Origin of the sequence: Methylobacterium sp. 1973 (assembly GCF_040545035.1) — a bacterium.
Lineage (GTDB): Bacteria > Pseudomonadota > Alphaproteobacteria > Rhizobiales > Beijerinckiaceae > Methylobacterium > Methylobacterium fujisawaense.
The window spans coordinates 246607-271955 of sequence record NZ_JBEPLA010000001.1 but is presented as its reverse complement, the minus strand read 5'-3'; the positions used below and the strand labels follow the sequence as shown (position 1 = coordinate 271955).

The following is a 25349-nucleotide window of genomic DNA, read 5'->3' as shown; positions in this document are numbered from 1 at the left end:
GCGAATCTGTGGCTTGCGAACATGTATCCCGCGAAGGCCGGACCCGGCTCGAGCTTTCTCAATCCGCCCTCCGCCGATCCGAATCCGCGATGCCCGCGCGGAGCGTGACCGGCGTGTCCGTCGAGTCCGATGAGGCCGCGGCACCGGCGATGCCGGCGTCCGCCCCGAGCCGCGATCTGCCGGAGCGGCGCACGGCCCGCCTCGGCCTGTCGGGGCGGCTGTTCCTCGTCACCGTCGCGTTCGTGGTGGTGGCCGAGGTGCTGACCTATGTGCCGGCGGTGGCCAATTACCGGGTCGAGTGGATGTCGGACCGCCTGGCGGCCGCGCAGGTCGCCGCCCTGGTCCTCGACGGCCGGACCGGGGAGCCGGTCTCCGAGGCGCTGGAGAGCCGGCTCCTGGCCGGGGTGAATGCCCGGGCGATCGCGGTTCGCGGCGGTGGCGCCCAGCGCCTGCTCGCCATCGAGCCCATGCCCGAGCAGGTCGCCGACATCGTCGATCTGCGCGACGTCACAGCGCTGTCGGCGATCCGGGGGGCGTGGCGCACCCTGGTGGCGCCGGTCCGCGAGCCGATCCGCGTGATCGGGGAGGGGGGGATCGGCTTCGACCGGGTCGAGATCCTCCTCGACGAGGCGCCGCTGCGCACCGCCATGATCGACTATGCCCTGCGCCTGCTGGTCTCCTCGCTGATCATCGCGGCCGCCGCGGCGGGCCTCGTCTTCGTGGTGCTGCAGGTGCTCATCGTGCGGCCGGTCCGGCGGCTCGCCACGAGTATCACGGTCTTCGCGGATGATCCGGAGGATGCGGGGCGGATCATCGCCCCGTCCCGCCGCAGCGACGAGATCGGCCAGGCCGAGCGGGCGCTCGGGCGGATGCAGCGCAGCCTCGCCGACCAGCTCCGCCAGAAGCGGCGGCTCGCCGAACTCGGGCTCGCCGTCAGCAAGATCAGCCACGAGCTGCGCAACCTGCTGACCGGCGCGCAGCTTCTCGGCGATCGCCTGGAGGGTACCGAGGATCCGACCGTTCAGCGTGTGGCCCCGCGCCTCGTGGGGACGCTGGCCCGGGCGATCCGCTTCTGCGAGGCGACGCTCGCCTACGGGCGCGTCTCCGAGCGGACGCCGCTCCTGGCCAGCACGCCGCTGGCGCCCATCTTCGCGGAGCTTCCGGATCTCGCCGCGCTGGCGGCGCATCCGGTCTCCGTGCAGGTCGCGGCGGCCGACCTAAGCGTGCAGGCCGATCCGGAGCAACTGGCGCGGGCGCTGGCCAACCTCGTCCGCAACGCCGTGCAGGCGCTCGACGGGGCCGCCGTGCCGGAGGCTGCGGTCCGCGTCGTGGCCTCCCGCGCGGCGCCGGGCCGGATCACGATCCTGGTCGCCGACAACGGCCCCGGCCTGCCGGCGCGCGCCCGGGAGAACCTGTTCGCACCGTTCCAGGGCTCCATGCGCTCCGGCGGCACGGGGCTCGGCCTGCCGATCGCCGCCGAGTTGATCGGGATCAACGGCGGCACGCTCACCCTCGATGCCTCCGAGGCCGAGGGGCTGAGCGGCGCGCGCTTCCGGATCGTCCTGCCGGAGGGCTGACGCGATCGGCCGTGGGCGGCGGCCGTCACCACCCCATCAGCGCGCGCGGCAAGGTCCCAGCGGCAAGGTCCAAGCGGCAAGGCGCGAACGGAAAGGCGCCCGCGGGCCTATTCCGCCGCGGCCCGGACCGGTTCGCCGACCCGGATGCCGAGATCGGCCAGCAGGGCCGCGTCGTCGTCCTGCCCGTTATTGGCGGTGGTCAGCAGCCGCTCGCCGTAGAAGATCGAGTTGGCGCCCGCGAGGAAGCACAGCACCTGCGCCTCACGGGTGAGGCTCTTGCGGCCGGCGCTGAGACGGACCCGGGATCGCGGCATCACGATCCGCGCCGTGGCGCACATGCGCACGAGATCGAACGGATCGACCGCCGGCTGGTCCTCCAGCGGAGTACCGGGCACCGCCACCAGGGCGTTGATCGGCACGCTCTCGGGATGGGGGGCGTGGTTGGACAGCACCTGGAGCATCGCGGCGCGGTCGGTGACGCCCTCACCCATCCCGACGATGCCGCCGCAGCACACGCCGATCCCGGCCTCGCGGACATTCGCGAGGGTCTGCAGGCGCTCGTCGTAGGTCCGGGTGGAGATGATGTCCTCGTAGAAATCCGGGCCAGTGTCGAGGTTGTGGTTGTAGGAGGTCAGCCCGGCCTCGGCGAGCCGTCCGGCCTGGGAGGGCGTGAGCATGCCGAGCGTCACGCAGGCTTCCATGCCGAGGCCGCGCACGCCACGCACCATGGCGAGAACCGCGTCGAACTCGGGCCCGTCCTTGGGCTGGCGCCACGCGGCGCCCATGCAGAAGCGCTGGGCCCCCGCGGCCTTGGCGGCGGCGGCCTCGGCCAGCACGGTCTCCACCGGCATCAGCCGCTCGCGGGCGACGCCTGCGCCCTTGTGGTGGGCCGATTGCGGGCAATAGGCGCAATCCTCCGGGCAGCCGCCGGTCTTGATGGACAGGAGCGACGCCCGCTGGATGTCGGCCGGGTCATTGTGCCGGCGGTGGACCTGCGCCGCCCGGAACACGAGGTCCATCAGCGGCAGGTCGTGGATCGCGCGGATCTCCGCCACGCTCCAGTCGTGGCGGATGTCGCCGAGGTCGGGCTGCGGGGAACCGGGAAGGGAAGTCGCGCTCATCCGGTGTTTGAGCCGGATCGGCGGACAGAAATCAAGCGGGCCGGGTGCCCGAACTCCCCGCGGACGGATCGGTCTGGACTTTGAGGCCGTGCCAACCGAGGCCGCGCGACGTCTCGCGGCCCGGTATCCGGGAGAGGGCCGGGCCGTGCCGGTCCCGCTCGACGCCGCTCGTGAGACCGTCCGGCTGGCAGGACGCCCGCCCGGTCAGGGATCCAGTCTGATCGGAGGCCCCAAGGATCCGGCCGCCGGCCCCGACCAGGCGCGCGAGGCGATTGGGCTGCGCCGCGATCCACCGGATCCGGTCGGGCTCGTCCCGCACCGCCTGCTTGACGGTGTCGGCCCGGATCTCGATCACCTTGCGCGTCGGCGGCTCGGGTTCCGACCCTGCGCGCGGGCCTGCGGACAATCCGATGTCGCAGTCTTGTCCGGCCGAAGCGCGGGACGATCACCGATACCGGTGTCTGTTCCTGGAACCGGCACCGCCGCCCGGATGCGGGCGGCGGCTTGGCCAGTCAGTCCGTCGGCTCGCCGGCGGAGACCTTGGCGGTCCAGTCGTCGAAGGCGATGACCTGCTGACGCTGCTCGCCGAGCCGGTCGATCCGCAGGACCATCTCGTCCCCGGCCTTGAGGTAGCGCGGCGGCTTCATGCCGAGCCCGACGCCCGGCGGGGTGCCGGTGGTGATCACGTCGCCCGGCTCCAGCAGCATGAAGTGCGACGTGTAGGCGACGAGCTGGGGAACGTCGAAGATCATCGTGGCGGTGGAGCCGGTCTGACGGCGCTCGCCGTTCACGTCGAGGCTCATGGCGAGGTTCTTCAGGTCGGGAATCTCGTCCAGCGTCACCAGCCAGGGGCCCAGCGGCCCGAAGGTCGGTGCGCTCTTGCCCTTGGTCCAGGTCGGACCGCGGTTCATCTGCCATTCGCGCTCGGAGACGTCGTTGCAGATGCAGGCCCCCGCCACGTAGCTCAGCGCCTCGTTGGCGTGGACGTAGCTGGCGCGCCGCCCGATCACCACGGCGAGTTCGACCTCCCAGTCGGTGCTGTGCGACCCCTTGGGGATGATCACCGTGTCGTTCGGCCCGCACAGGCTGGACGGCGCCTTGTTGAAGATGATCGGCTCGGCCGGGATCGGCGAGCCGGTCTCGGCGGCGTGGTCGGCGAAGTTCAGGCCGATGGCCACGACGTTGCGGGTGCCGCCCACGCAGGGGCCGAGGCGCACGTCCGGCGGCAGCTTCGGCAGGGTCTCGGGATCGAGGGCGCGCAGGCGCGCCAGCGAATCGGGCGACAGCGCCGGCCCGGCGATGTCCCGCACGATGCCCGAGAGGTCGCGCAGGCCGCCTTTCGCATCCACGAGGCCGGGCTTCTCGTCGCCGCTCGGGCCGTGCCGGAAGAGCTTCATGGCCGCACTCCTCATCCTTCCCTGTGCCGGTCTGCGCCGGACGCCGGGACCATGGCCGGGCCTCGACCCGGGTGCAAGGCCGGCGGTCCGCACGCAGCGCCCCGCCGGGTGTCGCAGCCAAGCAACAGGCCTGCAAAAAAGTTCATGGTCTGATGATAGTGGATCTATTGTTCAGGGCACGGCGCAAGAGGAAAAGTTGGGTGCGTAATTATCGAAAACAGGTCTTCGCCGGGCATCGGCCCCGATGGGACAATGCATCCTGATGCCTCTACGGATCTTCTTTTCGCCTCCTGAGGCCGTCCTGGTCATTGCGGTTCAGTCCCCGCAACCGGCACCATGCCCGAAAGGGTGCCACCTGATGAAGCTTTAACAATCCTCGGCGCCCGCCAGAACGACAACGCTTGGGGGACGAGATGGGCGGAACGGTGCGCGCTGCAATGCTGGCGGCGACGGCAATGATCCTCGGTGCCGGGCAGGTTCAGGCTGGGGCGTTCGGTCTGCGGGAGCAGAGCACGCAGGCGCAGGGGCTGGCGTTTGCGGGCGCGGCCTCGGGATCGGGCGGCGTGTCGTCGATGTTCTGGAACCCCGCGACCATCACGATGAACCCGGGCTTCGTCGCGGAGCAGAACTTCACCTATATCGGCCTGTCCTCGGAGATCCGCCCGGCGCCGGGCACCAATCCGGGCTTCGCGCGGCTGGGCGGCTCGGGCGAGATCGGTCAGGGCGCCCTCGTGCCGGCGGGCGCGACCTCGTACCAGCTGAACGACCGCCTGTGGCTCGGCTTCTCGACCGGCGCGCCCTTCGGGCTCGTGACCAAGCCCAACCAGGTCTGGGCCGGGGAGGTCTACGGACGCTCGTCGCGGATCTTCTCCCTGGCGATCAACCCGGTGATCGGCTTCAAGGTCAACGAATGGCTGTCGATCGCGGCCGGGCCGAACATCGAGTATTTCCGCCTGACCCTGCGGCAGGCGCTGCCGGTCCCGGGCCTCCTGCCGACCGCCTATCCGAGCTCCTTCCTCAAGGGGGAATCCTGGGGGGTGGGCTTCACCGCGGGCGCCACGCTGACGCCCCGCGACGGGACCGTGCTGGGCATCGGCTACCGCTCCTCGGTGCACCACGACATCGACGGCTCGATCGGCGTGCCGCTGCTCGCCCTGGCCCCGCTCGCCGGCCAGGTCCGGGCGAGGCTGAACACCCCCGACAAGCTGAGCGTCGGCCTCACCCAGGCGGTCTCGCCGGTGGCGCGGGTGAACCTCGGCTTCGAGTGGGACAACTGGTCGAGGCTCGGGACCATCGGCATCGTGTCGAAGACCCTCGGCCTGCCGGTGAACACCCTGCCGCTCAACTACAAGGACGGGTTCACCTACGCGATCGGCGCCGAGTATGACGCCTCGCCGAACCTGACGCTGCGCACGGGCTTCGCCTACGAGACATCGCCGATCGACTTCCGCAACCGTTCGGTGCGGCTGCCGGACGGGGACCGCTACATCGCCTCGGTGGGCGCCAGCTACCGCTGGAGCCGGCAGCTGACGCTGAACCTCGCCTATTCGCACTTCTTCCTGGACCGGTCGCGGATCCTGGCGGGCCTCGGCCGCGACTACAACGTCGGCAACATCGCCTTCGCGGGGGTGGTGGATTCCAGCGCCGACATCGTCTCGGTGGGCTTCCGCTACGTGTTCGGCGCGCCGCCCGCCCCCGCCCCCGCGCCCCTCGTGCGGAAATGGTGATGCGCCTGCGCGGGGCGCCCGGCTCCCCCGGGCGATCCGCGACGGGCGGTGCCCCGCTCCGGTTCGCCGCGGATGGCGCGCCTCAGGCCCGCATGCGCACGTAGGTCCCCGGCGCCGGGCCGAGGGATTGGAGCGCATCCCCGCCGGGTTTCCGGGCCGGCACCCGCTCCGGCGCCTGCGCCTCGATCCACTGGAACCAGTACGGCCACCACGAGCCCTTGGTCTCGACCGCGGCGCTGATCCAGTCCTCCAGCGTCCCCTTGACCGGGCCGCCGGTCCAGTAGCCGTATTTCGGCTTGGACGGGGGGTTGATCACGCCGGCGATATGGCCCGATCCCGCCAGCACGAAATCGACCTTGCCGCCGAACACCTTCGAGCCCTCGAAGACCGAGAGGGCCGGCGCGATATGATCCTCCCGGGTTGCGAGGTTGAAGATCGGGACCTGCACCTTCTTGAGGTCGAGGCGGACGTTGCCGAGCACCATCCGTCCCTGCGCCAGCGTGTTGTCGAGGTAGCAGTTGCGCAGATAGAAGGAATGATTGGCCGCTGGCATCCGCGTGGCGTCGGAATTCCAGTACAGCAGGTCGAAAGCCGAGGGCGATTTGCCCTTGATGTAGTTGTTGACGATGTAGGGCCAGATCAGGTCGTTCGGCCGGAGCATGTTGAAGGCGTTCGCCATCCGGGCGCCCTCCAGGTAGCCCTGCTCGGCCATCCGGGCCTCGACCTGCCGGATCTGCTCCTCGTCGGCGAAGACCTTCAGGTCGCCGGCATGGGTGAAGTCGACCTGCGTGGTGAGCAGCGTCGCGCTCTTGATCCGCCGGTTTCCGGTGGCGGCCTGCATGGCCAGCGTCACGGCGAGCAGCGTCCCGCCGACGCAGTAGCCGGCCGCCGTGACCTCGGTCTCCCCGGTGGCGACCCCGATCGCGTCGATGGCCGCCTCGATCCCCTCGCGCATGTAGGACTCGAAGTCCTTGTCGGCATGCCGGGAATCCGGATTCACCCACGAGATGCAGAAGACCGTCAGGCCCTGGTCGACCATCCACTTCAGGAAGCTCTTCTGGGGATTGAGGTCGAGGATGTAGAACTTGTTGATCCAGGGCGGAACCATCAGGAACGGGCGCCGCAGCACGGTCTCGGTGGCGGGCGCGTACTGGATCAGCTCGATCAGATCGTTGCGGAACACTACCTCGCCGGGGGTGACCGCCATGTTGCGCCCGACCTCGAACCCGCTCGGGTCGGTCTGGCGCACGCGCAGATGTCCGCCGCCCGCCTGTAGATCCTCCTCGTACATCTTCAGGCCGCGGACGAGGTTGGCGCCGTTCTCCTGGAGGGTATGGCGGATCAGCTCCGGGTTGGTCGGCAGGAAGTTCGACGGCGAGAGCATGCTGGTGAGCTGGCGCAGGTAGAATTGCGCCTTGTGGCGCGTGTGCGCATCGAGCCCCTCGGCCTCGTCCACGAGGCTTTCGGCCCAGCGGGCGGCGAGCAGGTAGGCCTGCTTGATGAAGTCGAAATACGGGTTGGTCGACCACTCGGCATGGGCGAAGCGCGCGTCCCGGGGCTCCGGAAGAACCACCGGGTCGGCGGGCTGGCCCTGCAGGCGCAGGTAGGTCGAGCCCCAGAGCGACAGGAAGGCCTGCGACAGGCGGGCCTGGGCCTCGGCGCTCCGCTTCGGGTCGGCGAGCCAGGTCTCGGCCACCTGCCCGAGGACCCTGGCGGCCTCGTTCATCTCGCTTCCGGGGGCGCCTCCCTGTCCCTCGGGCCCGAGGGCGCGGGCGATATTGCGCCCCATCGCCTCGACGAACTGTCCGGCATTGCGGGACAGCGCCTCGAAATCCGGCATCGGAGCAGCCATGCCGTCCGGCATCGCGCCGTTCGAGACCGACTTCGGAGGGGCGGTCCGATCCGGCGCCTGCGGACTCGTCAAACGTGCCTCCCTGTGTTTCGTCTGTCGACCCGATCGCGCGGGCCTCGTTTCCGACAAAATAAGGAGCGAGCCAGAGCTTTCGCCACCCCGGTTGCGGACGTCGCCGAAACATCCGGCCGTTCTTTTCAAACCCATGTGACGATGGATCGTGCCATTTTGAACCCTGTCGCCCGCATGTCCCGCAGCGTGCCGCTGATCCGCACGGCCGGCCTCGGGCTGCTGGTCAGCCTGCTCGGGGCCTGCTCGGGCGACGTCGTCCGCTCGCTGGCCTCCGATGCAGGCTACGGGCCGCGGACCGTCGCCGCGCCGGATTTCGTCGCGGAATCCCGCAGCAAGGCGCAGCCCGACTTCATGCCGGTGGGCGTCGACGCCCCGAAGCGCCCGGTCCGGGCCAAGTCGGTCACCGGCCAGAAGGCCCTGGAGGCGGAGCTGGAGAGCGCCCGCGGCCGCAACGAGGTCCGCGGCCGGGCGGCGGCGAGTGCCGGGCAGGGCGCCGCGGCCACCATCAAGCCGGCCCCGGCGCCGCCGCAATAGCACCGATTTGAGCACCGATTTGTGGGTCGGCGGCGGCCCGCAACTCTGCTAGAGCATGGGGTTCGCGCGACCGGCCCAGACGAAAGACGCCAGATTCGGGACGCGCCGATGGACACGCCCATGACCGACTTCCACCGCATCAAGCGACTGCCGCCCTACGTCTTCGAGCAGGTCAACCGGATCAAGGCCGCCGCCCGCGCGCAGGGCGCCGACATCATCGATCTCGGGATGGGCAATCCCGACCTCGACGCCCCCAAGCACGTGATCGCCAAGCTGTGCGAGACGGCCGGGCGGCCCCGCACCGACCGCTACTCGGCCTCGAAGGGCATCGCGGGCCTGCGCAAGGCCCAGGCCGGTTACTACCAGCGCCGGTTTGGCGTGACCCTCAACCCCGACACGCAGGTGGTGGCGACGCTGGGCTCCAAGGAGGGCTTCGCCAACATGGCTCAGGCGATCACCGCCCCGGGCGACGTCGTGCTGGTGCCAAACCCGAGCTACCCGATCCACGCCTTCGGCTTCCTGATGGCCGGCGGCGTCATCCGCTCCGTGCCGGCCGAGCCGACCCCGGCGATGTTCCCGGCCCTCGAGCGGGCCATGCGCCACTCGATCCCGAAGCCGGTCGCCCTGGTCGTCTGCTACCCGTCGAACCCGACCGCCTACGTGGCGAGCCTCGACTTCTACCGGGATCTCGTGGCCTTCGCGAAGCAGCACGAGCTGATCCTGCTGTCGGACCTCGCCTACGCGGAGGTCTATTTCGACGACAACCCGCCGCCCTCGGTCCTGCAGGTGCCCGGCGCCATCGACTGCACGGTGGAGTTCACCTCGCTGTCGAAGACCTACTCGATGGCCGGCTGGCGCATGGGCTTCGCGGTGGGCAACGAGCGCCTGCTCGCGGCGCTCACCCGGGTGAAGTCCTACCTCGATTACGGCGCCTTCACGCCGATCCAGGTCGCCGCGACCGCCGCCCTCAACGGGCCGGACGACTGCATCCACGAGATGCGCAGCATCTACAGGAAGCGCCGCGACGCGCTGGTGGAATCCTTCGGCAAGGCCGGCTGGACCATCCCGTCGCCCGCCTCCTCGATGTTCGCGTGGGTTCCGATCCCGGAGCGCTACCGGGAGATGGGCAGCCTCGAATTCTCCAAGCTGCTGCTGGAGAAGTCGGATGTCGCGGTGGCGCCCGGCATCGGATTCGGCGAATTCGGCGACGAGTATGTCCGCATCGCGCTGGTCGAGAACGAGCAGCGCATCCGGCAGGCCGCGCGCAACATCCGCCGGTTCTTCGACGGCACCGACAAGACCCTGCACAACGTCGTGCCGATGGTCCGGGCCGGCTAGCCGACCCCGCGCGGATTGTTGCCGCGGGGCGACAGGCTCCGCCAAAGGCGCCGACGCCCCGCGCCGGCGCTTGTCAGGACGGATCGCGATGGCCAGGGTCAGGTGCGGGGGTCCTCCCGCGTCCCGAGTGTCGCATGCGCCGCCTGAACCTGATCGCCGCCCTGCTGCTCGCCGCCGCGGCCTCGGCCTGTGCGCCGAACCCGATCATCGCCCGGGATCCGATCCCCGCGCCCGGCCCGGCGGACGTATATGCGTGCGACTCGAAGCCGTTGCCGGTCAACGCCTTCACGACGGATTGCCGGCCCGTGCCGGCAAGCCCGCAGGTGGTCCTGCGCGCCCGCGGCTGATCTGCGCCGGCATTTCGGTAACCGGTCGATTCGGATGGGCCGGACAAGCCGCCCGCGATCAGCTAGACTGTAGGCCAGATGCCGGCCCGGCCGGCCCCCTGACGGAGCATCGCGTGAGCACCAAGACCCTGATCGCCGCCGGACTGCTCGCCCTCCTGGCGGGGCAGGGCGCCTCGGCCTCCGACGCCGCCTACCCGCCCGCGCCGTACCAGCCCCGCGCCTTCGTGTTCACCGCGCCGAACGGGCCCACCGTTCTCGAGACCGAGGGGTGCTGCCAGGTGGTGGTGCCGCCGGGCCGTCCCGATCTCGCGCAGCCCGCGGTCCCGGTCGCCGAGGTGATGAACGGCGGCGGTTTCGGCTATACGGGCTTCGACTATTACAACGACCAGATCACCGAGGGCCGGTTCGGCGCGCGCAAGCGGCCGAAGGAGTACGTGATCGCTCCGTCCTACATCGTGCCGCCGCGCTACTGAGCCGCCGGGCGTTCCGGAGCCTCAATCCTTGTGCGGATCGTGGCCCCAATTCATCAGCGACAACCGCCACGGTGAGTCGGGGTCCTTCCGGGCCTCTCCGCCCTGCTTGAGATGGCGGTGGACGTAGCCCACCACCTTGCGCATGGCGGCGTAATCGTCGTCCGTCAGGTCGGCCTTCTTCGTATCCTTGATCGCCAGGATGCGCCGGCCCATCGCGTGGCCGGTGGACTCGCCGCCGCCCTTCTTCTGGCCGACCTCCTTGCTGGCCTCGCTGTCGAGGTGCTTCTTCAGCGCCGCGGGCGTCATGTTGACGGCCTCGTTGAAGTCCGCCCACGTCGCCGCGTGATCGTCGTCCGCCATCCGCTTGCCTCCTGGGCCCTGTCGTTCGTGCCCGACAACGCGCCCGAGGCTTGCCGGCTCGCCTCCTTCCCTGCGGTCGGGCGCCGCACGGGCGGCATGCGACGCGACGCGGAAGCGTTTACAGGCCGGGTCCCGGGGGCTATCACCCCGACCCGACGAGCCTCCATTCTTTCCCCAAACCCCATTCCCGAAAAACCAGATGCGCGCCGAGATCGAGCAAGCCTCGGATGCCGCCAAGCAGTCTATAGGGCTGCTGAGGAGGCATCTTTGACTGGGATACAGTCGATAAACGCCTCGCGGAGCTGAACGCGGCTTCCGAGAACCCCGACCTCTGGAACGATGCCGAGGCCGCCCAGAAGGTCATGCGCGAGCGCCAGCAGCTCGACGAGGCCGTCACGGCGATCAAGAAGCTGGAGCGCGACCTCGAGGACGGCGCCACGCTGATCGAGCTCGGCGAGATGGAGGGTGACGAATCCTCGATCCGCGAGGGCGAGGCGGCGATCCTGGCCGTCGAGAAGGAGGCCGCGAGCCGGCAGGTCGAGACCCTGCTGTCCGGCGAGGCCGACGGATTCGACACCTATCTCGAGGTCCATGCCGGGGCCGGCGGCACCGAGAGCCAGGACTGGGCCAACATGCTCCAGCGCATGTATGCCCGCTGGGCCGAGCGTCGGAAGTACAAGGTCGAGGTCGTCGAGATGACCGACGGCGAGGAGGCCGGGATCAAGGGCGCCACGCTCCTGATCAAGGGCCACAACGCCTATGGCTGGCTCAAGACCGAGTCCGGCGTGCACCGTCTGGTGCGGATCTCGCCCTACGATTCCAGCGCCCGGCGGCACACCAGCTTCGCCAGCGTCTGGGTCTATCCGGTGATCGACGACCGGATCGAGATCGAGATCAAGGAATCCGACTGCCGGATCGACACCTACCGGTCGTCGGGCGCCGGTGGCCAGCACGTCAACACCACCGACTCGGCGGTACGTATCACCCACAATCCGACCGGGATCGTGGTGGCGTGCCAGCAGGAGCGCTCGCAGCACAAGAACCGGGCGACCGCCTGGAATATGCTGCGCGCCCGCCTCTACGAGGCGGAGCTGAAGAAGCGCGAAGAGAAGGCCAACGCCGAGGCCGCGTCCAAGACCGATATCGGCTGGGGTCACCAGATCCGGTCCTACGTGCTGCAGCCGTACCAGCTGGTGAAGGACCTGCGCACCGGCACCCAGTCCACCGATCCGGACGAGGTGCTCGACGGCGATCTCGACCCGTTCATGGAGGCCTCGCTCGCCCAGCGGGTCTACGGCGGCGGCGAGGCGGTCGAGGATATCGACTGATCCCGACCTCCGGGGATCCGAACGACTGTCGTTCCGGTCCCCGAGGCGTCCAATCCGATCACCTCATCCTGAGGTGCCGGAGCGTAGCGGAGGCCTCGAAGGAGGCCTCCGGATACCGTTGCGATTGTTGGAGCCCTCCTTCGAGGCCCGCTGACGCGGGCACCTCAGGATGAGGGTGGTGGGTGGGAAGGCCTTGAGCATCCCACCGGCCACGCCCCTCAATACCCCAGCGCCGCCCCGTCCTTGCGCGGGTCCGAGCCGGCCGCCAGCGTGCCCGCCTTGCGGTCGATCCAGATGATCTGGCCGCCGCCGAGCGGCAGCGGCGCGCGGATCGCCGGGTGGCCGCGCTCGATCAGCCCCGCCATCACCGCGTCGGAGATCCCGCCCTCGACCTCCAGGCTGCCGCCATAGGCGAAGCTGCGCGGGGCATCGAGCGCCTCCTGCACGTCGAGGCCGCGGTCGATGAGCCCGGAGAGCAGCTCGACATGGCCCATGGCCTGATAGTGGCCGCCCATGACGCCGAACGGCGCGACCGCCTGCCCGTCCTTCATCAGCATGCCGGGGATGATCGTGTGCATCGGCCGCTTGCCGGGCCCGACGCTGTTCGGGTGGCCGCCCTCCGTGCGGAACGACAGGCCGCGATTGTGCAGCAGGACGCCGCTCTCGGGTGCCAGGATGCCGGAGCCGAAGCCCTGGAAGATCGAGTTGATCAGCGACAGGGCGTTGCCGTCCCGATCGACCACGCAGAGATAGACCGTGTCCTTGTGGGCGCGGCCCTCGGCGATCTCCTGCCTGATCTCGGGATAGATCTCCGGCTCGCGGGCTCGGCCCATGTCGATCGCCCCGTGGGCGGCGGCCTTCCAGGCGTCGGAGAGGAGGTGCTCGATCGGCACCTGGGCGAGGGCGGCGTCGCCGAACAGGACGTCGCGGTGATGATAGCCCTGCTTGCAGGTCTCGGCGAAGAGATGCAGCCGGTCGAGGTCCGAGAGGGCGCCGACGTCGTAATGCGTGAGCACGTTGAGCATCATCAGCGCCGCCAGGCCTTGGCCTGCGGGCGGGCACTCGTAGACGTCGTAGCCCCGGTAGCGGGTTGAGACGGGTGTCACCATGTCGGGCCGGGCAGCGGCGAAGTCGTCCAGGGTGTGCAGGCCGCCGAGCGCGTTGAGCCGGCTCACCATGTCTTCGGCCACCGGCCCCGTGTAGAAGCCGCGCGCGCCCTCCTGGGCGATGCGCCGGAGCGTCGCCGCGAGCTTCGGCAGGCGCAGGACGCTGCCGATGGCCGGCACCTGCCCGCCGGGCAGGTAGGTCTCGGCGGCGTGCGGATCGGCGGCGACGCGCTCCGCGCCCCGCTGCCAGTCCCAGCCGACCCGCTGCTGGATCACGAACCCGTCCTCCGCGTAGCGGATCGCCGGCTGGAGGAGCTCACCCAGCGAGCGGGTGCCGTGCTCGCGGACGAGCAGGTCCCAGGCTGCGACGGCACCCGGCACCGTGACGGCGTGCGGCGAGGTCGGCGTGATGGCGACGCCGTGCTCGGCGTACCAGTCGGGCGTGGCGGCGGCCGGGGCGCGGCCCGAACCATCCATGGCGAGGGGCTTGGTGGCGCCGGCGGGGGCGTAGAGGGCGAAGCAGTCGCCGCCGATGCCGGTCATCAGCGGGTCGACCACGCATTGCACGGCGACCGCCGCGATGCCGGCATCCACGGCGTTGCCGCCCGCGCGCAGCACCTCGATGGCGGCGAGAGTCGAGAGCGGGTGCGAGGTCGCGACGGCGGCGTTGGCGGCATAGACCGGGGAGCGGCCGGGGGCGGAGAAGTCTCTCACGGGATGTCCTGCTGTATGGATCGTCTCGACGAGACGACGCTGCTTGATCCAAAAATCGGCCTGAGGTGCCGGAGCGAAGCGGAGGCCTCGAAGGAGGGCTCCAGGGATCGTGCGGCTCGCTGGAGCCCTCCTTCGAGGCTCGCTGCGCTCGCACCTCAGGATGAGGGAGGAGGGTGGGAAAGAGAAAGTGCGCTTGTCACGCGCCCTGACCCTCGGGCATCGCCACCCAATGCCCCGGCGCCACTTCAATGAGCGGCCCGTCCGGCGGCTGGTCGTGGCCGGCGATGTCCCGCGCGGCGAGCCGGGCGCGCTCCTCGGCCGGGTGCGGCACCGGCACGGCCGCGAGCAGGCGGCGCGTGTAGGGATGGCGCGGATCCTCGTAGAGGGCGTCGGCCTCGGCCATCTCGACGATCCGCCCGCGCCAGAGCACCGCGACCCGGTGGCAGAGGTAGCGGACCATCCGCAGGTCGTGGGAGATGAACAGGTAGGACAGCCCCATCTCGTCCTGCAGGTCCTGGAGCAGGTTCACCACCTGCGCCTGGATCGAGACGTCGAGCGCCGCGATCGGCTCGTCGGCGACGATGAAGCTGGGCTTCAGGGCGATCGCCCGGGCGATGCAGATGCGCTGGCGCTGGCCGCCCGAGAACTGGTGCGGGTAGCGCCCCATGAACCGCGGATCGAGCCCGACCCGCTGGAACAGCGCCGCGACGGCCTCACGCCGCTCCGGGCTCCGCATGTCCCGCCGGTGCAGCTTGAAGGCTTCGGCGACATAGTCTCCGGCGGTCATGCGCGGGTTGAGGGCCGCGTAGGGGTCCTGGAACACGGTCTGCATCCGGGCGCGCATCCTCCGCATCGCCCCCGCCGAGAGCTTGGCGAGGTCGGTGCCCTCGAAGGCGATCGTGCCGGATGTCGGCGGGTTGAGCATCGTCACGGCCCGGCCGATCGTGGACTTCCCGGAGCCGGATTCGCCGACGAGCCCCAGGGTCTCGCCGGGACGGATGTCGAAGCTCACCCCCTCGACGGCGCGGAACACCGAGGCCTTGCCGCCCCACCACGAGCGCAGGGGATAGTGCTTGGACAGGTCCCGCACCGAGACGACCGGATAGTCCTGCGGGCTCATCGCGCGGCCTCCCGGCTCAGAAGCTGCGGCAGGTCGTACCAGGCGGCAACGAGGTGGCCGGGGGCGGCGCCGGGCGCCTGCGCCAGGGGCGGCATCTCGGCCCGGCACCGGGGCGTCGCGTAGGCGTTGCGCGGCGCGAAGGGATCGCCCGGCGGCAGGTGGCGCATGTCCGGGGGCGCCCCCTCGATCTGGTGCAGGCGACGGCGCCCAGCCCGGCCGCCGGAGAGGTCCGGCAGGGAGCGCAGAAGCCCCAGCGTGTAGGCGTTGCGGGGATCCGAAAAGATGTCGTCCACCGGGCCGCGCTCCAGGATCCGGCCGGCATACATCACCTGCACGGTGTCGCTGATGCCGGCCACCACGCCGAGGTCGTGGGTGATCCAGATGATCGCCATGCCGAGCTCGCGCTTCAACTCCTGCACCAGGCCCACGATCTCGGCCTGGACGGTGACGTCGAGGGCGGTGGTCGCCTCGTCGGCGATCAGCAGCTTCGGGCGACAGCTCAGGCCGATGGCGATCATCACCCGCTGGCGCTGGCCGCCGGAGAACTCGTGCGGGTACTGGTCGAGGCGCGCTCCCGCGTTCGGGATGCGGACGAGGTCGAGCAGCTCCTTCGCCCGGACGCGGGCGGCGCGGGCGTCGAGGCCCAGATGGATGCGCAGGGGCTCGATGATCTGCGCCGCTACGGTCATGCCGGGGTTGAGCGAACTCATCGGGTCCTGGAACACGAAGCCGATCGCGCCGCCCCGAACCTTTCGGAGGTCCCGCTCCTTCAGAGCGAGGAGATCGCGCCCCTCGAACAGCACCTGCCCGCCGGTGATGCGGCCGGGCGGGCGCGGGATCAGGCCCAGCATGGCGAGCACGTGCACGCTCTTGCCGGAGCCCGACTCGCCGACGATCCCCAGCGTCTCGCCCTCGTGCAGGGTGTAGGAGACGCCGTTGACGGCGTGGACCGCGCCGCCGTCGGTGTCGAAGGCGACCGCGAGATCGCGGACGTCGAGGAGAGGCTTGGTCATGGACGCTGTCATGTGCGCTGCCTCGGATCGAGGGCGTCCCGCAGGCCGTCGCCGAACAGGTTGAAGGCGAGGACGGCGAGGAAGATCGAAAGGCCGGGCCAGATCGCCATCCAGGGCGCCTCGTCCATGAAGTTCTTGGCGGTGTTGAGCATCGCGCCCCAGGACGGCTCGGGCGGCTGCTGGCCGAGGCCGAGGAAGGACAGGCTCGCCTCCGCGATGATGGCGGCCGCGATGGTCAGCGTCGCCTGCACGAGGATCGCCGGCACGATGTTGGGCAGGATGTGGACCCGGGCGATCCGCCAGGGCGGGTTGCCCATGGCCCGGGCCGCCTCCACGAACTCCTCCGCCGCCACCGCGCGTACCTGCGCCCGGGTCAGCCGGATGAAGGTCGAGGTCGCCGAGAGGCCGATGGCGATCATCGCGTTGACGAGGCTGGGGCCCAGGAAGGCCGCGAGCGCGATCGCCAGTATCAGAAACGGGATCGCGAGCAGTGCATCGGTAAGGCGCGAGATCGCCCCGTCGATCCAGCCGCCCGCGTAGCCGGCGAGCAGTCCCAGCGGCAGGCCGAGGGACACCGCCAGCGCCACCGATACGAGGCCGGCGCCGAGGGAGGCGCGGGCGCCGAAGATGATCCGCGAGAGGACGTCGCGGCCGACCTCGTCGCCGCCGAACGGGTGCGCGAGGCTCGGCGCGCCGCGGACGTTGCCCCAGTCGGTGGCGGTGGGATCGTAGGGGGCGATCCAGGGGGCGAAGACCGCCATGAGGATCAGCAGGCCGACGATGACGAGGCCCGCGACGGCGCTCTTGCGCGCGCGCAGGCGCCGCCAGAAGGCCGCGAGGGTGCCGGGTTCCTGGATGAGGGCCGGCGTGCCCGCGGGGGCCGCGAGGCCGGTGGCTTCGGCGATGGGGGTGCCGGTGCTCATCGGGGGCTCGCGGGGTTGGCAGCGATGAGTATGATCCGCGCACACTGCTTTTCAGCCCAGCCCATGACGGTTTCAGGCCGGCCAGTGCGAGATGCGACGCGCTCCCTCTCCCGTGCGGGAGAGGGGACCCGCGCTTCACTCTGTGCACTCAATTGTAACTCCCGAAGTCGCAGCTCTGAAGACTGCGAGAGCGAGGCGCGGGCAATCATTGCGCTCATGCCCGCCTGAGCTTCGGGTTCACGGCGGCCGAGAGCAGGTCGGCGGCGAGGTTGAGGGCGATGTAGGTGGCGGCGGTGCAGATCACGACGCCCTGCACGGTGGCGAAATCCCGGTTGAACACGGCATCGACCATCAGCTTCCCGAAGCCCGGCACGGAGAAGACCTGCTCGGTGAGCACCGCCCCCGACAGGAGCTGGCCGAATTCCAGCGCCCCCAGGGTGATGATCGGGATCGCGGCGTTCGGCAGCGCGTGCCGCAGGGTGACCCGCAGGGGCGAGACGCCCTTGGCCCGGGCCGTGCGGACGTAGTCGGAGCCGAGCACGCCCAGCATCGCCGCGCGGGTGTGGCGCATCATCACCGCCGCGATGGCGTTGCCGAGCACGAAGGCCGGCATCACCATGGCGGCGAGGTTGTCCGACAGGCTCTCGAACGGCGAGACGTAGCCCGAGGCCGGCAGCCAGCCGAGTTCCACCGAGAACAGCAGGATCAGCAGGATCCCGAGCCAGAAGTTCGGCACCGAGAGGCCCCACAGGGCGATCCCGTTGGCGATCGTGTCGGCGGCCTGCCCGCGCTTCACCGCCGAGAGCACACCCATCGGTACGCCGATGGCCAGCGCCACCAGCATGGCGAGACAGGCGAGTTCGAGGGTGACCGGCAGCTTCTCGACGATCAGCTCGGAGACCGGCTTCTGCAACCGGATCGACTCGCCGAGATCGCCCCGCAGCACGCCGCCGGCCCAGTAGGCGTAGCGTACCGGCAGGGGCTCATCGAGGTGGTACTTCTCGCGGATGAAGGCGATCACCTGCGGGTCGCGCTCCTCGCCAGTCAGCGCGGTGGCGACGTCCCCCGGCAGCAATTGCTGCAGGGCGAAGATGATCATCGAGGCCAGGATCAGGGTCGGGATCGCCAGGGCGAGGCGTCGGGCCAGAAATCGAAGCATCAGGCGCGCAGCGTCAGTTGAACTTCAGTCCGGTGAAGCGCACGAGCCCGTCCGGATAGGGCACGAAGCCCGAGAGCTTCTGGCTGTAGGCCCAGAGCAGCTTGCGATGCAGAATGTAGATGCCGGGCCGGTCCTTCAGCACCTGATCGGCCAGGGCCTTCCAGGCGGCCTTGCGCTTGGCCGGATCGATGGTGCCGCGCTCTGCCTGGAGGGCCGCGTCGGCCTCCGGGCTGCAGTATTTGGGATAGTTCAGCGCCGCCTTGCAGGCGAGGAAGCTGTAGGTGTTCCCGTCCGGATCGGACCGGCCGCTCCAGGAATAGAGCTGCGCCTCGTAATTGCCCTTGTCGGCGGCATCGAGCGCCGTGGTGAAGTCCACGGCCTGGATCTTCACGTCGAACCCGGCCTCCTTGGTCATCGCCTGGATCACCTGACCGACCTGCGGCGACTCGCTGTTGGCGTAGACGGTGAGCGTGATCTGCGGGTTCGGCTTGCCGGCCTCGGCGAGCAGGGCCTTGGCCTTGGCCACATCCCGCTTCGGGATCGGGTATTCGGCGACGTAGTTCGGGTTCTTCGGGTTGACCCACTGGTTCCCGGCCAGGAACTCGCCGTTGTAGACGACCTGATTGATGGCGTTGCGGTCGATGGCGGCCTCGAAGGCGGCGCGAACCTTCGGATCGGCCACCGGCGAGCCGGCCTTGTTGGGATTGAACAGGATCTCCTGGAAGCCGAGTTCGGTGGTGGACTCGAGCTTCAGCTTGGCGTCGCGCTTCACCTGCGGAACGTCGGTGGGGGCGAGCCGCTCCAGCAGGTCGAGTTGCCCGGCCCGCAGATTGGTGAGCCGGACCGTGGCGTCGGGGATCGGCCGGAACTCGATCCGCTGGATGTGGATCGCGTCCTTGTTCCAGTAGTCGGGGAAGCGTTCGACCACGATCCGGTCCTGCGGCACCCGCTCAACGAACTTGTACGGCCCGGCGCAAACCGGCGCGGAGGCGAACTTGTCGCCGAGCCGCTCGGCGGCCTTCGGCGAGACCATCATGCCGGCCCGGTCGGTGAACTGCGCGAGCAGCGGCGCGAAGGGCTGCTTCAGGTTGATGCGGACGGTGAGGTCGTCGACCACGTCCACCGAGTCGATCGGCGCGATCTCCGACCGGCGCTGCGAGCCCGGCATCGTCCTATGCCGCTCGATGGAGTACTTGGCCGCGGCCGCGTCGAGCTTCTCGCCGTCGTGGAACAGCACGCCCGGACGCAGGTGCAGGGTCAGCGCCTTCTCGTCCGGCGACAGCTCCCAGGAGGTGGCGAGCTGCGGCACCGGCTTCAGGTCCGGCCCGATATCCACGAGCTTGTCGCACAGGGCGGCGAAGACCATCCGGCTCGCGAAGGTACGGGCGAGCGTCGGATCCAGGGCGTCCGGATCCTCCATCATGCCGTAGCGCAGGGTCTGCGCGGCGGCCGGCCCGGCGAGGGTGAAACCGGCAAGGAGGCAGGCGGCGAGACGCAACATGAGACCAGTCCGGATGCAGGCGGAGAGGGCGGCACGGATCGGCCGCAGCCGATCCGGGAGACGGGCGACACTGTCGCGCAGCCTCCTGGCATGCACAATCCCAGGCAGCATCCATGCCATGCGACCAATCTGCATCTTGTATTCGGTTTCCCGCGGCAATCCGGCCCGGGTCTCCCGGCTCGGGCCGGCGCCGCATCCGATCGGCGCCCCCCGCAGGCCCGGCGCCGACCGCGTTCGCGATGCGAAGGTCCGGATCGAGAGGGATTGTACAGGGCCTGAGATAAGTCCAATTTTATAGATCGCCTGAACAACCCGGAAAAATTTTGGGCCGCAAAAGACAGGCTGTGTATTCCTATTGATGATGCAGGTGTGATGGTCCGGCGGCACGTCGTCATGTTGCCTGCGTTGTGCTGGAACCAGCGCCGTCGCGACTTCTACGCCGTGACCGCCGACGTCTCGACGGAGGGGATCCGCTTCCGCTCCTCCTCGCTGTTGGCGATCGGCGAGGACCTGACCTGCAGCATCCGCCATGTCGGGACGCTGGAAGCGCGCATCGCCCAAGTGGCCGGTCAGGAATTCGTCGCCTGCGTCCGGGGTGGCCGCGCGATCCTCGCCGACCTCGCCCGACAGTTCGTGACGCTGGCGCGCGCCCAGGACCTGCAGCCGGAGCCGATCCGGGCCCACAAGCGGATCGTGCCGAAGCAGAAGATCGTCCAGGTCACGACGGCCTCGGGCCAGGCCTTCCTGGGGCATGTGCTCAACGTTTCAGCCTCCGGGGTGGCGCTGCTCGTCGACCACGAACTGGAGCTCGGCGCGACCATCCAGGTGGGGCACAAGGCCGCGACGGTGATGCGCCACTTCGCGCACGGCGTCGGGGTCGCCTTCACGGAGCCGTTCGAGCCGGCTGCGGTCCACGAGGCGATGTCGTTCTGACGCGCCGACCCGGGGCGGCCTGATCCGGGGAGGCGCCCCGCGGCGATGGCCGCCGGCCCCTCGCAGCCGCGGTGGAACGGCGCTACATCTTCGCAGATCCAGCGAAGGATTTCCGATGAAGCGTCTGCTCTCCTCCCGACCCGCCGCGTCCCTGGCGCTCCTGCCGGCCGCGCTCATCCTGCTGCCCCAGGCGGCGCTCGCCCATCCGGGCCACGGAGCCGCGACGGGCGCGGAGGCAGGCTTCCTCCACCCGTTGATGGGCGCCGACCATGTGCTCGCGATGGTGGCGGTCGGCCTCCTCGCCAGCCTGCGCGGCGGACGCGCACTCTGGGCGCTGCCCCTGTCCTTCCTGGCGCTGATGAGCGTGGGGGCCGGCCTGGGCATGGTTGGTTTCGCGCTGCCCCATGTCGAGGTCGGGATCGCGCTCTCCATCGTCGTGTTCGGCCTTGCCGCCATCATCGGCCTGCGCGCGCCGGTCGCCCTCCTGGCCGGCTTGGTCGGCGTCTTCGCGGTGTTCCACGGCTACGCCCACGGGACCGAGATGCCGGAGACCGCCACAGGCCTGACCTTCGGACTCGGCTTCCTGGCGGCCACCGCGCTCCTGCACGCGGCCGGGATCGGCCTCGGCGTCGCGGCGGCCCGGATCGGGGCGACGCGGGCGGCGCCGACCCTCGGTGCCGGCCTTGCCGCGGCCGGTCTCGCCCTTCTGGTGCTGCCCGCCTGAGTGCGGCGGCCGATAGGGTCCCGGGTCGCGCCTCCGCCGCAGGCGAAGGGCCGCGCCTGAGCATTCGCATCGATCTCGGGCCGGGGCACCGCCTCGGTCCCGGCAAGGTGCGGCTTCTGGAGATGATCGCCGAGCACGGCTCCATCGCGGCGGCCGGCCGCGCGCTCGGGATGTCGTACCGGCGGGCGTGGATGCTGGTGGAGGCGATGAACACCGGTTTCGGCCGGCCCGTGGTCGAGGCGCAGACCGGCGGGCGGGCCGGAGGCGGCGCCCGTCTCTCGGACTTCGGAACCGATGTGGTCCGCCGGTACCGGGCCGTGGAGGCGGCCGCGGAGGCGGCGGCCGCCCCGTTCCTGGGGCGGCTCGGGCAGGTCGGGGACACGTAACCGCCCCGGGCCCGGGCGCGATATCCGGGGTGCGATGTCACAGGCCCCCCGGGGCTGACCTCGCCCCACGCCGCCCCACGTCCCGCCGGTCGCATCGATCCCGGCGGCAGGAAAAGGACCCGACATGACAAAGTTACCGACGCTCGTCCTGGCGAGCCTGTTGGCCGTCGTCACCGGCGCGCAGGCGGCCCCGAAGATCGAGCGCCTGCGCGGCACCGTCGAAGCGGTCTCCGGCGATGGCTTCACCGTGAAGACCCTGGACGGCGCGTCGGAATCCGTGGCGCTCGCCCCCGACGCGAAGGTTTCCTGGGTCGTCCCGTCCAGCCTGGACGCGATCAAGGACGGCGTCTTCATCGGCACGGCCACCAAGGGCGAGCCCCCGGTGGCCCTCGAGGTCGTCCTGTTCCCCGAGGCGATGCGCGGCACCGGCGAGGGGCATTACGACTGGGACATGATTCCCGACCGCACGGCGGCCGGGGCGCCGGTGAAGAGCGCCATGACGAACGGCACCGTGAAGGCGGACGTGCATGCGACCGCGCCGGACGCGCCCCGCGTGAAGAGCGCGATGACCAACGGGACGGTCAAGGCGAGCAGCGGCAGCGCGGAGCGGACCCTCACGGTCGATTACGGCCAGGGCCAGTCCTTGCAGATCCTCGTGCCGCCGCAGGCGCCGGTCGTCAGCTTCGAGCCTGCCACCGCGTCGGCCGTCGCACCCGGCGCCAAGGTCTTCGTGATCGTTGCGCGCGGGGATGACGGCCGCGTCACCGCCCGGCGGGTCGCCGTCGGCAAGGACGGCCTGACGCCGCCCATGTGAGAAAAATCTGCCGGCGCCCCGTCGCCGGCGAATCGCGAGACGCTGACGCGCCGCACGGCCCGGGATCCGAGCCGGGCGGCGTCCTGCCTGTCGACGCGGCACATCGGCCTGTCAGGACAGCATTCGTGCACATTGCGCGACCCGTTGCCGACTAAATCACCCGGGGAATGTTGCGGGACCGCAACATCACTCTGGAACTGCCAAGGCGCTCACGAATCCTCGTTGCTCGCCGAAACCCGTTCGCACATGGTGATCGTGCACGGGGGCATCGCCAAGCGAGAGCCCGCAGGAGCCTGCCACCTAAGACGCGGGCCAAACCTACAGAACGTGCGGCTAGACCCGGACAACCGGGCACGTCCGCATCATTGGGTCTCGAAGCTTTGGAGATGTCTATGAAGCTCTTGAAGAGCTCATTGCTCGGGTCTGCTGCTGCGTTCGCGGCGGTAGGCGCAGCTCATGCCGCCGACCTCCCGGTCAAGAAGGCGGTTCCGATCGAGTACGTCCGCGTCTGCGGCGCGTACGGCGCCGGCTTCTTCTACATTCCCGGCACCGACACCTGCCTGCGTATCTCGGGCCGCGCCCGGTTCGAGGGCGGCTACATGACCAGCTACTCACGGCAGAATGCCAACGGCGGCGATACGTCGGGCTACCAGGGCCGGATGCGCATCAACCTCGATGCCCGCACCCAGACCGCCTACGGCACGCTGCGCGCCTTCGTCCGCCTCGATGCCGGCGCCCGCACGGGCTATTCCGGCGTCGGTACGTCCGGCACCCAGCAGCGTATCGGTCAGGCCTACCCGGGCCTCGGCATCGACAGCTTCGGCCGCGACCAGCAGTTCGTGAACGTCGACAAGGCGTTCATCCAGTTCGCCGGCATGACGGCCGGTCGCGCCTCGTCGTTCTTCGACTTCTACGCCCACGACTTCGAGTTCGCCGGCGCCACCGCGGGTTCGGACATCGCCTCGACCAACCTGCTCGCCTACACGGCGACGCTCGGCAACGGCCTGTCCGCCACGATCTCGGCCGAAGATCCGGTCTTCCGCCGCAGCCCGATCTTCTCGGCCTCGAACAACCCGGCCGGCGCCACGGTCAACGCCAACCTCGCCAACTTCGCTCAGTCCAACTCGCCGGCTGAAGTGTTTATCGGCTACACCAACGGCCAGCCGACCCGCTACAGCTTCGTCGACGTGATCCAGCGCTCGCGCATGCCCGACGTCGTCGGCGCCCTGCGTCTCGACCAGGCCTGGGGTTCGGCTCAGCTGTCGGCCGCCGTGCACGAGCTGAACGTCGGCAACGTCGCCAACGGCGCCGGTACCGGCACCGGCTCGAACATCAGCATCCCGCACACCAGCAACTCGTACGGCTGGGCGGTACAGGGCGGCCTGAAGATCAACACGCCGTTCATCGCGCCGGGCGACGCCCTCTACCTGCAAGGTGCCTACGGCTCCGGCGCTCAGCTCTACACCGGTTACTCCTCGTTCAGCGGCTCGTACTCGCAGAACGCGGCGACGATCCAGGGCCAGAAGTTCAATCAGTTCTTCAACGACGCGACGCTCAACCCGTTCACGGGCCAGATGCAGCAGTCGACGAGCTTCTCCGCGACGGCTGCGTACCTCCACTACTGGTCGCCGGAGTGGCGCTCGGCCTTCTTCGGGTCGTACGGTGAGATGAACTTCTCGGGGGCGGCCCGCGCCGCTCAGGGTATCGCCTACGCGGTCGCCAACCCGTTCGGCCTGATCAACTTCGGCGCCAACGCAGTCGGAACGCCGGGCACGCGCTTCTACAACCTGAGCGAGGCGCTGCGCGACACCTACCAGTTCGTGGCGGGCGGCAGCATCATCTGGTCGCCGGTGAAGGATCTCGATATCGGTGTCGAGGGCTTCTACACCCAGATCGGCGTCAAGAACGGCCGCGTGATCGACAAGGACAAGAGCCCGACCGCTTACGCCAACGTCGCCGGCATCAACAACGGCACCTTCGTGCCGCGGACCACGACGTCGGACAGCGTCTCCACCTTCCGCTTCCGCGTCCAGCGCGACTTCTAAGCCGCTTTACCGGCGCCGGGGCTTCGGTCTCGGCAACGGTCCCCGTGCTTCAGGAACCTCAAGGCTCGGCTTCGGCCGGGCCTTTTTCGTTGTGGTCGCCCTTCTGGACGCGCGAAGCGGCGCGTCGTCACGCGGCCTGATCGAGCTCCACAATCGCGCCTGTCGAGAACGGCGCCGAAGCAATTCGGCCGCCCTCCGGCGCCCGTCCCGGCGCACGCAGGCACCATCTCGCTTGCAACTTCCCCTATGCGTCGAACCGAGGCGTCGGGCCGTCCCGCCGCCTGTTCGGGTCCGGGCCGCACGCCTCTCCACGCCGACGCGGAGCGCGGGTCCGCCTGCTTCGGCAATTCGCGATAGTGCGGATTCCGGGTCGAGAGAGCCGCGCCATCGGCGCACGATCCCCTCTCTCGCCGCCCCGTCCGCGAGCGAAGCCGGGACCCTGTGTCGGGATGAACCGGCCGTGCCCTGGGCCGGGTCAGGGCCCGCGATCCCTTCTCAATCCTGATCGATGGCCCGGACGAGGGCCGCTCGCACGCCGAATCGGCGCCCCGGAATCACGCCGCGCTGCGGGTCCGTAGCGGCCTTCGGCCCGGTCCATCGCGGCTGCTCCGGCGACGCGGAGTGTCCGGAACTGGCGTTTGCAGCCGCCTCGGACGGAGGGATTTCGCGCGCCTCTGCGGTGTCTTTGATCGATGAGATGGCCTCCATCGGGAAGAAGACACTCGATTATTTTGCGGAATGAACAAAGTAAAAATCCAATACGACTTCAGTATTAAAATATAAAA

General features: G+C 69.8%; 23 protein-coding genes. 12 read left to right on the top strand and 11 right to left on the bottom strand.

The annotated features are described in order from the left end of the window. Positions 1-89: 89 nt before the first annotated feature. Positions 90-1577, top strand: a complete 1488-nt coding sequence (locus ABIC70_RS01305) for a sensor histidine kinase (protein WP_053610827.1) — start codon at positions 90-92, stop codon at positions 1575-1577. Positions 1578-1684: 107 nt separating this feature from the next. Here the strand turns inward: ABIC70_RS01305 and bioB are convergent, their stop codons facing one another. The 3 genes from bioB to ABIC70_RS01290 form a co-directional block, all read right to left on the bottom strand. Further along, on the bottom strand, positions 1685-2698 hold the full coding sequence (bioB, locus tag ABIC70_RS01300; RefSeq protein WP_043386070.1) for a biotin synthase BioB: 1014 nt from the start codon (positions 2696-2698) through the stop codon (positions 1685-1687). A gap of 31 nt (positions 2699-2729) precedes the next feature. Then, a complete protein-coding gene (locus tag ABIC70_RS01295; protein ID WP_053610828.1) occupies positions 2730-3053 on the bottom strand; it encodes a hypothetical protein in 324 nt (107 codons plus the stop codon). A 157-nt stretch (positions 3054-3210) separates the two neighbouring features. Further along, positions 3211-4095 (bottom strand): fumarylacetoacetate hydrolase family protein, encoded by an 885-nt coding sequence (locus ABIC70_RS01290; RefSeq protein ID WP_043357420.1) that lies wholly within the window; start codon positions 4093-4095, stop codon positions 3211-3213. Positions 4096-4508: 413 nt separating this feature from the next. Here ABIC70_RS01290 and ABIC70_RS01285 point away from each other — a divergent pair, with 413 nt between their 5' ends. Beyond that, positions 4509-5822: an OmpP1/FadL family transporter gene (locus ABIC70_RS01285; protein ID WP_354438923.1), complete on the top strand. Its 1314-nt coding sequence runs from the start codon at positions 4509-4511 to the stop codon at positions 5820-5822. 82 nt (positions 5823-5904) lie between these two features. Here ABIC70_RS01285 and ABIC70_RS01280 read toward each other — a convergent pair whose 3' ends face one another. Continuing rightward, positions 5905-7686, bottom strand: a complete 1782-nt coding sequence (locus tag ABIC70_RS01280) for a PHA/PHB synthase family protein (protein ID WP_043761696.1) — start codon at positions 7684-7686, stop codon at positions 5905-5907. Between the two features lie 216 nt (positions 7687-7902). On the opposite strand from ABIC70_RS01280, the gene ABIC70_RS01275 reads away from it, so the two are divergent. From ABIC70_RS01275 to ABIC70_RS01260, 4 genes are all read left to right on the top strand, one after another. Continuing rightward, positions 7903-8280 (top strand): hypothetical protein, encoded by a 378-nt coding sequence (locus tag ABIC70_RS01275; protein WP_236952783.1) that lies wholly within the window; start codon positions 7903-7905, stop codon positions 8278-8280. Between the two features lie 120 nt (positions 8281-8400). Continuing rightward, the gene (locus tag ABIC70_RS01270; protein WP_043357422.1) at positions 8401-9618 is read left to right on the top strand and encodes an LL-diaminopimelate aminotransferase; all 1218 of its coding nucleotides are present in this window, start codon (positions 8401-8403) and stop codon (positions 9616-9618) included. A 134-nt stretch (positions 9619-9752) separates the two neighbouring features. Then, positions 9753-9965 carry a hypothetical protein gene (locus ABIC70_RS01265; protein ID WP_020090818.1) on the top strand — a complete coding sequence of 71 codons (213 nt, stop codon included), beginning with the start codon at positions 9753-9755 and terminating at the stop codon, positions 9963-9965. Between the two features lie 113 nt (positions 9966-10078). Continuing rightward, positions 10079-10438 carry a hypothetical protein gene (locus tag ABIC70_RS01260; RefSeq protein ID WP_043357408.1) on the top strand — a complete coding sequence of 120 codons (360 nt, stop codon included), beginning with the start codon at positions 10079-10081 and terminating at the stop codon, positions 10436-10438. 21 nt (positions 10439-10459) lie between these two features. Here ABIC70_RS01260 and ABIC70_RS01255 read toward each other — a convergent pair whose 3' ends face one another. After that, positions 10460-10798 carry a DUF3140 domain-containing protein gene (locus ABIC70_RS01255; protein ID WP_043385613.1) on the bottom strand — a complete coding sequence of 113 codons (339 nt, stop codon included), beginning with the start codon at positions 10796-10798 and terminating at the stop codon, positions 10460-10462. A gap of 199 nt (positions 10799-10997) precedes the next feature. On the opposite strand from ABIC70_RS01255, the gene prfB reads away from it, so the two are divergent. Beyond that, positions 10998-12126, top strand: a protein-coding gene (gene prfB / locus ABIC70_RS01250) for a peptide chain release factor 2 (protein ID WP_100794053.1) whose coding sequence is annotated in 2 segments (ribosomal slippage) — positions 10998-11066 and positions 11068-12126 — 1128 coding nt in all. Because the reading frame shifts where the segments join, the coding sequence is not laid out codon by codon here. A gap of 218 nt (positions 12127-12344) precedes the next feature. On the opposite strand, the gene ggt is transcribed toward prfB, so the two are convergent. The 6 genes from ggt to ABIC70_RS01220 form a co-directional block, all read right to left on the bottom strand. After that, positions 12345-13946 carry a gamma-glutamyltransferase gene (gene ggt, locus ABIC70_RS01245; RefSeq protein WP_354438661.1) on the bottom strand — a complete coding sequence of 534 codons (1602 nt, stop codon included), beginning with the start codon at positions 13944-13946 and terminating at the stop codon, positions 12345-12347. A 196-nt stretch (positions 13947-14142) separates the two neighbouring features. After that, a complete protein-coding gene (locus ABIC70_RS01240; RefSeq protein WP_354438660.1) occupies positions 14143-15066 on the bottom strand; it encodes an ABC transporter ATP-binding protein in 924 nt (307 codons plus the stop codon). Further along, positions 15063-16091 (bottom strand): ABC transporter ATP-binding protein, encoded by a 1029-nt coding sequence (locus ABIC70_RS01235; RefSeq protein ID WP_502915930.1) that lies wholly within the window; start codon positions 16089-16091, stop codon positions 15063-15065. The genes ABIC70_RS01240 and ABIC70_RS01235 overlap by 4 nt, the downstream gene beginning before the upstream one ends. Continuing rightward, the gene (locus ABIC70_RS01230) at positions 16088-17002 is read right to left on the bottom strand and encodes an ABC transporter permease (protein ID WP_342142339.1); all 915 of its coding nucleotides are present in this window, start codon (positions 17000-17002) and stop codon (positions 16088-16090) included. Before ABIC70_RS01230 ends, ABIC70_RS01235 begins: the two co-directional genes overlap by 4 nt. A gap of 214 nt (positions 17003-17216) precedes the next feature. Next, positions 17217-18161: an ABC transporter permease gene (locus ABIC70_RS01225; RefSeq protein ID WP_043385603.1), complete on the bottom strand. Its 945-nt coding sequence runs from the start codon at positions 18159-18161 to the stop codon at positions 17217-17219. Between the two features lie 13 nt (positions 18162-18174). Further along, on the bottom strand, positions 18175-19662 hold the full coding sequence (locus ABIC70_RS01220; RefSeq protein ID WP_354438658.1) for an ABC transporter substrate-binding protein: 1488 nt from the start codon (positions 19660-19662) through the stop codon (positions 18175-18177). A 393-nt stretch (positions 19663-20055) separates the two neighbouring features. Here ABIC70_RS01220 and ABIC70_RS01215 point away from each other — a divergent pair, with 393 nt between their 5' ends. The 5 genes from ABIC70_RS01215 to ABIC70_RS01195 all read left to right on the top strand — a co-directional run bounded on the left by ABIC70_RS01215 (position 20056) and on the right by ABIC70_RS01195 (position 24564). Continuing rightward, entirely contained in the window at positions 20056-20595 is a 540-nt protein-coding gene (locus ABIC70_RS01215; protein WP_354438657.1) for a PilZ domain-containing protein, read from the top strand. Positions 20596-20710: 115 nt separating this feature from the next. Beyond that, positions 20711-21319 (top strand): HupE/UreJ family protein, encoded by a 609-nt coding sequence (locus ABIC70_RS01210; protein ID WP_051045111.1) that lies wholly within the window; start codon positions 20711-20713, stop codon positions 21317-21319. Between the two features lie 107 nt (positions 21320-21426). Beyond that, on the top strand, positions 21427-21705 hold the full coding sequence (locus ABIC70_RS01205; RefSeq protein WP_342142342.1) for a winged helix-turn-helix domain-containing protein: 279 nt from the start codon (positions 21427-21429) through the stop codon (positions 21703-21705). Between the two features lie 124 nt (positions 21706-21829). After that, the gene (locus tag ABIC70_RS01200) at positions 21830-22519 is read left to right on the top strand and encodes a hypothetical protein (RefSeq protein WP_043385596.1); all 690 of its coding nucleotides are present in this window, start codon (positions 21830-21832) and stop codon (positions 22517-22519) included. Between the two features lie 392 nt (positions 22520-22911). Next, a complete protein-coding gene (locus tag ABIC70_RS01195) occupies positions 22912-24564 on the top strand; it encodes a porin (protein WP_043357381.1) in 1653 nt (550 codons plus the stop codon). The last annotated feature ends 785 nt before the right edge of the window (positions 24565-25349 follow it).

Coding starts and splice junctions, on each gene's coding strand:
- ABIC70_RS01305 (WP_053610827.1), top strand. CDS start 90: ATGCCCGCGCGGAGCGTGACCGGCGTGTCCGTCGAGTCCGATGAGGCC.
- bioB (WP_043386070.1), bottom strand. CDS start 2,698: ATGAGCGCGACTTCCCTTCCCGGTTCCCCGCAGCCCGACCTCGGCGAC.
- ABIC70_RS01290 (WP_043357420.1), bottom strand. CDS start 4,095: ATGAAGCTCTTCCGGCACGGCCCGAGCGGCGACGAGAAGCCCGGCCTC.
- ABIC70_RS01285 (WP_354438923.1), top strand. CDS start 4,509: ATGGGCGGAACGGTGCGCGCTGCAATGCTGGCGGCGACGGCAATGATC.
- ABIC70_RS01280 (WP_043761696.1), bottom strand. CDS start 7,686: ATGCCGGACGGCATGGCTGCTCCGATGCCGGATTTCGAGGCGCTGTCC.
- ABIC70_RS01270 (WP_043357422.1), top strand. CDS start 8,401: ATGACCGACTTCCACCGCATCAAGCGACTGCCGCCCTACGTCTTCGAG.
- ABIC70_RS01265 (WP_020090818.1), top strand. CDS start 9,753: ATGCGCCGCCTGAACCTGATCGCCGCCCTGCTGCTCGCCGCCGCGGCC.
- ABIC70_RS01255 (WP_043385613.1), bottom strand. CDS start 10,798: ATGGCGGACGACGATCACGCGGCGACGTGGGCGGACTTCAACGAGGCC.
- ABIC70_RS01240 (WP_354438660.1), bottom strand. CDS start 15,066: ATGAGCCCGCAGGACTATCCGGTCGTCTCGGTGCGGGACCTGTCCAAG.
- ABIC70_RS01235 (WP_502915930.1), bottom strand. CDS start 16,091: ATGACAGCGTCCATGACCAAGCCTCTCCTCGACGTCCGCGATCTCGCG.
- ABIC70_RS01230 (WP_342142339.1), bottom strand. CDS start 17,002: ATGAGCACCGGCACCCCCATCGCCGAAGCCACCGGCCTCGCGGCCCCC.
- ABIC70_RS01225 (WP_043385603.1), bottom strand. CDS start 18,161: ATGCTTCGATTTCTGGCCCGACGCCTCGCCCTGGCGATCCCGACCCTG.
- ABIC70_RS01220 (WP_354438658.1), bottom strand. CDS start 19,662: ATGTTGCGTCTCGCCGCCTGCCTCCTTGCCGGTTTCACCCTCGCCGGG.
- ABIC70_RS01215 (WP_354438657.1), top strand. CDS start 20,056: ATGTTGCCTGCGTTGTGCTGGAACCAGCGCCGTCGCGACTTCTACGCC.
- ABIC70_RS01210 (WP_051045111.1), top strand. CDS start 20,711: ATGAAGCGTCTGCTCTCCTCCCGACCCGCCGCGTCCCTGGCGCTCCTG.
- ABIC70_RS01200 (WP_043385596.1), top strand. CDS start 21,830: ATGACAAAGTTACCGACGCTCGTCCTGGCGAGCCTGTTGGCCGTCGTC.
- ABIC70_RS01195 (WP_043357381.1), top strand. CDS start 22,912: ATGAAGCTCTTGAAGAGCTCATTGCTCGGGTCTGCTGCTGCGTTCGCG.